At 59.0% G+C, this 9,301-nt stretch carries 8 protein-coding genes; 2 read left to right on the forward strand and 6 right to left on the reverse strand.

The genetic code is table 11. The features are described 5' to 3' along the window. Window positions 1-290: 290 nt before the first annotated feature. On the forward strand, window positions 291-2,267 hold the full coding sequence (locus NW818_RS08210; protein WP_414424286.1) for a protein kinase domain-containing protein: 1,977 nt from the start codon (window positions 291-293) through the stop codon (window positions 2,265-2,267). 370 nt (window positions 2,268-2,637) lie between these two features. On the opposite strand, the gene NW818_RS08215 is transcribed toward NW818_RS08210, so the two are convergent. The 4 genes from NW818_RS08215 to NW818_RS08230 all read right to left on the reverse strand — a co-directional run bounded on the left by NW818_RS08215 (window position 2,638) and on the right by NW818_RS08230 (window position 6,828). Further along, a complete protein-coding gene (locus tag NW818_RS08215; protein WP_414424287.1) occupies window positions 2,638-4,161 on the reverse strand; it encodes a S10 family peptidase in 1,524 nt (507 codons plus the stop codon). An 84-nt stretch (window positions 4,162-4,245) separates the two neighbouring features. Continuing rightward, window positions 4,246-4,839, reverse strand: coding sequence for a hypothetical protein (locus NW818_RS08220; RefSeq protein WP_414356811.1), 594 nt, complete (start codon window positions 4,837-4,839; stop codon window positions 4,246-4,248). Between the two features lie 201 nt (window positions 4,840-5,040). Next, complete coding sequence (thiL, locus tag NW818_RS08225) at window positions 5,041-6,063, reverse strand: thiamine-phosphate kinase (protein WP_414424288.1); 1,023 nt, start codon at window positions 6,061-6,063, stop codon at window positions 5,041-5,043. 114 nt (window positions 6,064-6,177) lie between these two features. Next, on the reverse strand, window positions 6,178-6,828 hold the full coding sequence (locus tag NW818_RS08230) for a class I SAM-dependent methyltransferase (protein WP_011433463.1): 651 nt from the start codon (window positions 6,826-6,828) through the stop codon (window positions 6,178-6,180). A 116-nt stretch (window positions 6,829-6,944) separates the two neighbouring features. Here NW818_RS08230 and NW818_RS08235 point away from each other — a divergent pair, with 116 nt between their 5' ends. Further along, on the forward strand, window positions 6,945-7,160 hold the full coding sequence (locus NW818_RS08235; protein WP_011433464.1) for a hypothetical protein: 216 nt from the start codon (window positions 6,945-6,947) through the stop codon (window positions 7,158-7,160). Between the two features lie 24 nt (window positions 7,161-7,184). Here the strand turns inward: NW818_RS08235 and NW818_RS08240 are convergent, their stop codons facing one another. Beyond that, entirely contained in the window at window positions 7,185-8,039 is an 855-nt protein-coding gene (locus NW818_RS08240; RefSeq protein ID WP_414424289.1) for an ABC transporter permease, read from the reverse strand. Window positions 8,040-8,151: 112 nt separating this feature from the next. Then, a complete protein-coding gene (locus NW818_RS08245) occupies window positions 8,152-9,165 on the reverse strand; it encodes an ATP-binding cassette domain-containing protein (protein WP_414330655.1) in 1,014 nt (337 codons plus the stop codon). Between the last annotated feature and the right edge of the window lie 136 nt (window positions 9,166-9,301).

Raw genomic sequence — 9,301 nt, forward strand, 5'->3', positions numbered from 1 at the left:
TTAAGGACTCCGTCCCGCTGGCGCGAACCGTAGGGTGGGCCTGGCCAAAGTCTGCCAAGAGCTGGGATCCCACGCTGGCCGTAGCCTGCAAGGCAAACTCGGTAACCTCCAGCCAGAAAGGGGATAGAGCAGCAGTTGCAGAAGGAGCACTCATGCCCCAATCCTAGCGGGATCCCTGGCTTTTGGGGTGGAAAAGGGGTCGCAATGGCAGCGGATCCCTCACCAGCAGGTTTTAAGCCCCTAAGCTGACTAGAATCATAGGTAAACTCCCCGGCTGGCCGCCCTCCTCCATGAACCAGCGCCTGATTGGACAACTGATTGGCAACCGCTACCGGCTGACCCGCCACATCAGCGAGGGTGGCTACGGCAATGTGTTCGAGGCGGTGGATACCCAGCTCAATGACGAGCTGGTGGCCGTCAAGTTGTTGCGCCCGCCGCCCCCGGACATGGGCCCAGAGTACTACCAGCAACTGCAGCAACGCTTCATGGATGAGGCCAGGGTCAGCGCTCTGTTGGGCGAGCACCCCAACATCGTGCAGGTGCGCTCTTACGGCCTGTACCAAAACCAGCCCTATCTGGTGATGGAGTACCTGAATGCCAAACCCTACAGCGGCCAGGGGTTGGACTATGTGCTGGCTCGGGAAGGCCCCTTGCACCCAGAGCGAGTGGTGAACTTGGCTCTGCAAATTTGCTCTGCCCTGCACCACGCCCACAACTTTCAGATGGATCTGGGCAAGCACTCCATTCGCGGCGTCATCCACCGCGACATTAAACCCAGCAACATCTTTGTGCAGAAAGGGCCCGATGGGAAAGAGCGGGTCAAGATCCTGGACTTCGGCATTTCCAAGCTCATGGGGGAGACCTCTCGTGGCCTGACGCAGACGGGCTATTTTTTGGGCACGATGGTCTATGCCTCGCCCGAGCAAATGCGCGGAGAAAAGCTGGATGGCCGCTCCGACATCTATTCCCTGGGGGTGGTGCTGTACGAGCTGTTAACTGGTGCGTTGCCCTTCGAGCCGGATACCGACACCTTGCAGGGCTGGTACCACGTCCACAACTTTCAAAAGCCCCGCCCCTTCCAAGACCACAAGCTAGCCCACCCCATCCCTGCTGCTCTGGAGAGGGTCATCCTCCAGTGCCTAGAGAAAGACCCTGCCCTCCGCCCAGCCAACATGGAAGGGCTCAGCCAGCAGCTACAGGCTGTCTATGGAAACAAGGTTGCCCCTCCTGCCCCGTTCGTCCCCTCAAATTCCTCTCGTTCACCTCAAGGTGTTCGCCCCCCGCGGATCCCGACCGGATTTGGCCAGCCGACTTCCCAACAGCCGATGGGTCGAGCCGCCCCAGACGAGGAAGAAAAGCTACAACGGGCGGTAAGGCTGATCGAGGCAGGCGAGTACAAGATGGCCGTCCATCTGCTCAATGAGCTGATCCAGAGCGCCCCCAACGAAGCCCGCTACTATCTCTACCGCGGCCTGGCCCACCAACGGCAGGGACATTGGGGCCTTGCCCAGATGGATTATCAAGGGGTGCTGCGGCTGGAGCCGGGTAACCCTTCAGCGGAACAGGGGCTGCGCGAGGTGGAACAGAAGGTTGGGCAGGAACATGTCAACAGCAAGTCCGGCTCTCATCTGTTGGATGCACCCCTGAATGCACCCCGCCTGGGCAAAGGGTCGGCGTTGAGTTGGCTCTTGGCCAATTTGGGGGCGGCTGGGATCGGCTACCTGGGGCTGGGGGCATCAGCGCCTCTGCTGGCGGCTTTGGGATCACTACAAGAAGCGGTGGCTGGAGCCGGCCTTGGCTTGCTGATGGGGCTGCTGCAGTGGCTGGTGTTGCGGCGGCAGGTTTCGGTGGGATGGGTGGCTGCAACTTTGCTGGCCACGGCTTTGGGCTGGGCGGCGGCGGATTTCCTCGCTCCCCAGGTGGGGGTAGCAACCTCTGCTTTTAACCCGACGGATCCCTGGCTCCAAAATGTCTTGCAGGCAATGGGAGATGCGCTGCGCGGTTTGCTGGTGGGGGTCGGCGTTGGTGGGCTGCAATGGGCCTTGTGGTCTCAGCGCTGGAAAGGTAGCCGGGCTTGGATCTTGGCGGCAGTTGCCGAAGGGGCAGGATCGGCTCTGTTGATGGGTTGGCTGCTGGACAATACTACCTTGAACAGTTGGCTGCTGCTGATCGTGGGGCTACTGGCCAACACGCGCCCCCTTAGCGCAATGGTGCTTTTGAATTTGCGCCGGATCCCTCCTGTTCAAAGTCAACAACAAGCCCCTTAGCCCACAGGGATCCCATCTGAGTTCTCTCTCTCAAGAAGAGGGAAAGACAGGAATCAAAACCGCTCATTATTTTTCTCACGATTTTTCTCACGGTTACCGGGGAGCGCCGTGAGATCCCCAGCTCAGAGCTACGCGACTGGTTGTAGGGAGTAGGGTCGTTTGAGCTACTGAGAAAAGCCCTATGGCCCTGTGCATGCAACGTTTTGGGTGTGGGCCACTGTCCTGGCCTAAATTTCAAGAGGGCAAGGATGCACGCTATAGAGGAACTTTCTAGCGGAGCTATTGCACCGGCTAGTGTCTCATTGCCATTTGAATTGACTATAAGTGCTGCTGCAAAACCAGGAACCAGAATCCTCGCCCGGCGAGTATGTTATGACTCTGAGCTGGAAGCTGTTTTCGAGTAAAACTCACGCATTTCTGTAAACCACTCCAATCGCGAGGGATCCCAGGTGTAGAACATGTGTCCGCCGCGATAATGACGTAGGGTGAGGTTGGCCTTCAACCGCGGATCCAACTTCATCAAATCCACCAGGTGATTCGAGGCAAAGTAGGGCGTGACCAGGTCGTAAAAGCCATGATGAATGCTCACCCGCATGTGGGGGTTGAGGGCCATGCTGCTGCGCAGCTCGTCCATTGCCCCGATGAATCCTTGCTTAAACTCTCCTTTTGGGGTGAACCGCCAGGACTTGAACACCTCCAGGTTCAGTAGGTGATAGGTCAACTCCGTTTCCACCTGCAAGGTCTCTCGCAAGTGGCTGTTGATGGCTGCCGTGAACAGGCGATCGATCCCATCCAAGGTGGGATCGGATCCCTCGAAGGTAGGCCGATCCGGAAAGGGATCCACCGTGGTTACAGAAGCATCGTAGAGCCCCAGCACCAGTCGCTGCGACCGCAACAGCTCGCGGGCAAAACTGGCGATATCGATCCGCCCGCCTTTGTGGGCTACATATTCTGGAGATAGGCCGATCCCTGCTGCCATTTCCTGATACACCGCTTGCCGTTCTGCCTCTGGCATTGCCTCCCCCATGGCCAAGAGGGGCAGCAGACGTTGTCGGGCAAAGTGTTCTGCTTTGGGCAGCAGGATCTGCAAATCCTCCCCCCAGCCACACCGTCCATGATGGGCTGCTGTGGCCACATAGGAAGGGAAAAGGGCTGCCCAGGTGCTGAGGTTGTAATCGTTGGTCTCCAGCAACCCAAACTCAATCGCAGGCGAGATGAGAATGGCCCCCGACAGGCCCACGCCAAACTTGGATTGCAGCTCCTTGGCCAGCCGCGCCACCCGAAACCCACCGTAACTCTCGCCGGCAATGAAAATGGGGGAGAGCCAGCGTTTGTATCGGGAAAGAAAGCCCTGAATGAATTCTCCCAAGGATTGCAAATCCCGCTCCACATCCCAGAAGGGCGATTCCTTAGGAGGCTCCTCCGCCTTAGCATCCGGCTGAGGGGGCTTGGATGCCGGATCGGATTTCTCCCGGGAATCTTTGGGGTCTTGAGAATCCTTGGGCAGGGCGCGGCTGAACCCTGTCCCCACCGGATCGACAAAGACCAGGTCGGAAAAGGGCAACCAACTTTCGGCATTGTCCACCAGCCGCACCGGGGAGGGGGGCAAACTGCCGTTGGGCCCGAAGCCAATCCGTTTGGGCCCCAGCGCTCCCATGTGCAGGTAGGCAGAAGCTGCCCCAGGCCCACCGTTGAACACAAAAGTGAGAGGGCGGTGCTGAGAGGCGGAGTCTTGCTTTAGATAGGCGACGTGAAAGATCTCGGCCACCGGCTTTTCCCGCTGGAAAAGGGTCTGCCAACCGGCCAGCGCTCTGTAGGTAAAGCTCTCCTCTCCAGCCGTAAACCTGTGCTCGGTGGAGGAGAGGGGGGAAGTGGGCTTAGATTCAGTAGCCATGAAAACAGGGATCCGCAGTCTGATCCCCAGTGAATCACAAGTTGCCGACCCTCAACACTCCCAGAGGAATCTCCAAACGGCACCTCACAAAGTCAGCGGAGCTTCCAAAGTTAGATTGAAAGATTGGCCGGGGCGCAGCACCACCACCTGCGGAGCGGTAACATTGCCCACCACCACTCCGGTCACGGCACCTCCCAGGACATTGCCCACCGAGACTCCGCCCGTGATCGCCCCCAAAATGGCTCCCGCGGCTGCCCCAATGGCTGCATCCTGAGCGATGGCCTCAGCCGAATACTGACGGGGATCCTTTTCGTCGTGGAGGATGTTGGAGGAAGCCCGCAGGCTGTAGGTACGACCGCCGAGAACAATGGAAGTGCCGACAAAGCGGGATCCGCCCGGTGCAGGTTCCATCTGTCCAAAAATGCGGCTACCCGCCGGGATCACCAAGCGCCCCTGGCTGTCAAAAATGTTCTGAGTAACGGCCACTTCCAGGGGATAGACGGTGTCGGGATAAAAGTATTGCGGCCCTTCGCTACTCAGGCTGCCGACCGGGATAATCGTCCCCTGCTCAAGGCGGTAGGCACCCAATTCAAACAGCGGCTGAGCCGAACTGGGCAAGGGGGCCAACGCAGGGATCCCGGCCAGGCCAAGAATGGCTGCTGTTAAGATAGCTTTCATGAGTAGAGTCTCCAATGCTTCTCCAAGTTCTGCCGAGTTCTGAGCAGTTGCCCGAAGCTATTCCAAGTCAATTTGCTTCCTTGTCTCAGCTTCTCTCCACTTCTAGGTTATCGAATCCTTCCTAGGGCTTGTTTTCTCCCACAAGTCGATTTGTCTTCAACTGTTGGCAGTTTGGGTGGCCATCCTGCAGCACAACTTCTCTCAGAAATGCTGGAAGGCTTGTTGACGGCTGAGGGCCTGCCCGTCCTTCAGCCAGACGGTTCCCTGCGGATCCCAGCCTGTCACTTCTCCAATCCAAACGGCCCCTGGCAATTCTTCCAATAGATGCTTGGCCACCGACACCTCGGCACTGAGGAGCAGCTCAAAATCTTCGCCTCCATAGAGCGCCCACTCCCAGGCTTGGGCCGGGAAAGCCTGCCGCAAAGCTTCTGAAATCGGGATCCGCTCCACGGCAATCCTCGCCGCCACCCCGCTGGCCTGACACACCTGCACCAGGGCATCTGCCAAACCATCGCTGGTATCCATGCCGGCAATGCGCAAGGGATCCGGGATCCCTTCTAAGAGGGGCAACAGATCCAGTCGCGGGCGTGGGTATTGGTGAGCCCTGATCAACTGCTCGCGCTCGGCTGCCGTGGCTGAGGATCCCTGTTCAGGATGGAGAAGCAGTTCCAAGCCTGCCCGCGCATCTCCGTGGGGCCCTGTCACCACCAGCCAATCGCCGGGTTGAGCCCGTCTGCGCTGAATAGCCCGCCCCGGCTGCACCCTTCCCAAAGCCGTGATCGCCACGAACCGATGCGGCGACCGACACAGATCCCCTCCCACCAGTTGGCATTCCCAGCGGGCGCAACAGTCCCGCATCCCTTGATAAAGCTCCTCCACCCAAGCAACCGGTGTGGAGCCCGGCAAGCCCAAACCCACCACCAACGCCTGCGGACGGGATCCCATCGCGGCCAGATCCGATAGATTGGCGGCCACCGCGCGCCAGCCCACCGCATGGGCCGGGGTCGTCAGATCGCTGAAGTGAACTCCCTCCACCAACACATCGGTTGTCACCACCAACTGCCCCTCCGGAGCAGCCAACACCGCCGCATCATCCCCCACCACCTGGGCCGGACAGTAGCGCTGCACGATCTGCAGCAGCCCTGCCTCCCCAATTGCCGAGATGGGTAGGGGGGAAGGATTGCCGTTTTGTGGAGAAGCACTGTCAGGAAGACCGGAGAACAAAACAGCCCTCTGAGGGTAGCGAGGATAGCAAAGCTGAAAAAGCTGATGGATGATGGGTTCTTGTTGGATATTTCCAAGGATCCCGCCTGCACGCCACAGGCAAGCTGGAGAATTCTACCCCGCCGTCCGCTGTCCAATTAGGGCATAGAAGGGATCCCCGCCTCCGCCTGCCCAAAAGCCCAGCCAACCCATAGGGGCAGGCCGCTGGATCACCTTCACCACCGCAAACCCTGGCACCGACTCAAAATAGCGCCTGACCAACTCCACTCGCCCCGCCTCAGAGTTGTCCCGCCAAGCCTGGATCGCCTTCTGGAAAAACATGCGATTGGAGAAGCTGACGATGAAGAGGCCCTGGGGCTTTAGGATGCGATACACCTCGGCAAACACCTGCTCCGGCTGCTGCAGATACTGCACCGAGACCGTGTTTAGCACCGCGTCGAAGGATTGATCAGGGAAGGGCAGACTTGGGTTTTGGTTCAAGTTTTGGATGAAGAAGTGATCCAGCCGGGGGTTGGCCGCCAGTTCCTCCGGGTTCATCCCATGCCCCTCCACATGGGCAAACTCCATCTCAGGTGGCAAATGGGAGACCCAACTGCTCATCAGATCGAGAATGCGGGTCTGGGGCCGCAAATGCTCGCGGTATAGATCGGTGAGCTGGCCGATGAAGCCAGAATCCACATGAGTCACGAAGCGAGGATAGCTGTAAAAGAGGGCATCGTCGCTGGGATCCAACTTGGAGCGCTGCCAATCCTTGAGCACTACCATGGCCAAACGGTTGCAAATCTTAATCAAAGCTAACATTTTGGAAGCTTCGGAAAAGGGGTGGGCGTGATACCTTAGCAGAGCAACAGTGGCCATTTCGTGAAGGACTCTTTGCCGTGATGTCTGTGTCTCACCCCTCTTCAGCGGCTCCTTCTTCTTCTGGGTCTAACTTTGGCCTGCGGGAGTACGTAACCGAACTGCAGCTCCACATGGCCCTGCAGGCTCGCAGCCTTACCCCCTCTCTAAGCGTCTCCCCGGCTCAGGACAGCCCCCTGGCTCTGGTGCAGCGGGCACAGGCAGCTATGGAGAAGTCCGTTTCCCGCCAGTGGCTTTGAGCGGCACAGCCTGGGCAGAGAGGCTCAGGCCAAACTTTTGCGCAACACCCCCTGCACCAGCAGAACCGACACTACGACAAACCCCGTCAAGAGGCCCAGGGATCCCGCCAGGGTGAGATCGCCCCAGGGAGCCTGCAGCACCACATCGGCCCAGCTCCAATGGCTGCTGCGATAAACATGGCGGATGGGCTCGATGGCAAAAGTGAGGGGGTTGAGGCTGGCCACCCAACGCAGCCAGGTGGGCATAAAGCTCAGGGGAGCCAAGGCCGTGCTGGAAAAGATCAGGGGCAAGTTGACCAAAAAGATGAAAGCCAGCAATTGCTGGTGCCCCGGCATGGCAAAGGCCAAGCCCAAGCTCAGGGCCGTAAAGCCCAAGACCAACAGGCCCACGATCAAGGCCACCACCGCCAAGCCTGGCCCGTCGGGGATCCCGGCCCCAAGGGCGTAATCTGCCCCCACAATCACCGCCGTCTGCAGCAGCGCCAAGCTGACGATGAACAGGCTAGAGGCGAGAACAATGGAAAAACGAGAGGTGAGGGGAGCCACCAACAGCCGGTTCAAAAAGCCAAATTCTCGGTCGAAAATCACCGGCACTCCGGCATTCAAGGCTCCACCAAAAGCCGTAAACACGATGACTCCCGCCCCCAAAAACTGGGTGTAGTTTTGTCCGGCCCCGAAAATGCCGGCAGGAGCATTCTGAAACAAGGCTCCAAATAGAATCAGCCAGAGCAACGGCTGGATAATGCCGGCCAGCAAGGTTGTGGGGCGACGCTGCAGTTGGATAAACAAGCGGCGGGTGAGGGCAAAGGTCTCCTGCCAAAAATCAGCCGTCAGAAGGGGGATCGGGTTGGGTTGAACCGAGGAAGAGGCAGAGTTCATACCAAAGCTCCTGTAGGGTTGCGATCAATCAATCCATTCCAAATCCATCTACCAAATACCTCGATGTGCCTTTGTATAGGGATCAATAGGGCTCGAGCATGAGGTGATGAAGTTACTTTTTCTTTTTGCCCAGATTGGCCTCGGCAGCGGCCAGCTCCGCGTCCATCAGGGTTTGCCCGGTTGCCGCCAAATACACATCATCCAAGCTGGGACGAGACTGGGTGCTGCTGAACACCTCTAGCCCATGAGCCTGCAAGTGGGCGCGAATCTGGCTAAGGGGATCCTCTCCATTCCGCTGCACCACCAGGTTCAGGGCGTTGCCCTGGGCGCTGTTGATCACCACCTTCTGGACAAAGGGCAGGGATCCCAGCAGTTGGGCACCCCGTTGGGCCAGTTCCGCCGGGGCAAATTCCTGCAGCTTGACGGTGATGCGCTCGCCGCCGACGCGGGTTTTCAGCTCCTCTGGGGTTCCCTCGGCAATCACCTTGCCCCGGTCGATGATGGCCACCCGATCCGCCAGCAGGTCGATCTCCTCCAGGTAGTGGCTGCTGAGCACCACTGTGATCCCTGTGTTCTTGAGTTGGCGCAGAAAATCCCAGATGGCCAACCGACTGGGAATGTCCAGGCCCACCGTGGGCTCGTCCAAGACCAGCACCTGGGGTTGATGGAGCAGTCCTGCCGCCAGATCCAAGCGTTTGCGCAGCCCGCCGGAGTAGGTACCGATGAGTTGGTCGGCACGGTCGGTCAGCCCCAGCAGCTCCAGGACGGCAGCGATTCGCTCTTGGGCCAGGGGGCGCGGCAGGTGGTAGAGGTCGGCCTGCAACTGCAACAATTCTCGCCCGGTCAGCACCTTATCCAAGGCCACCTCTTGGGCAACAAACCCCAGTTTTTCTCGTACCGCTTTGGGGTTTTCGCTGGCTGGGATCCCGTACACCTCTATCCGGCCCGCATCGGGACGAAGCAAGGTGCAAAGGCAATGCAAAGTGGTGGTCTTGCCGGCTCCATTGGGGCCGAGAATGCCGTAGATCTGGCCGGGTTCCACCTGAAAGGAGACATCCGCCACGGCCACTGTGGATCCGTAGCGCTTTTGAAGTTGCTCCACCAAGACCGCAGGAGTATCTGACATGGGTATCCACATCTCGCTTTCTCTAGGCTATCAAGCCTGTTCGGGAGATGAGGCCAGGGATCGCCACCATTTCTTGCTCGTTGCCGCCAGCCCCCTAGGGATGGTGGGAGGTAAACTACCCGGCTCCGACCGCTAA

Source organism: Synechococcus sp. R6-5 (assembly GCF_047461775.1).
Classification (GTDB): Bacteria; Cyanobacteriota; Cyanobacteriia; order Thermostichales; family Thermostichaceae; genus Thermostichus.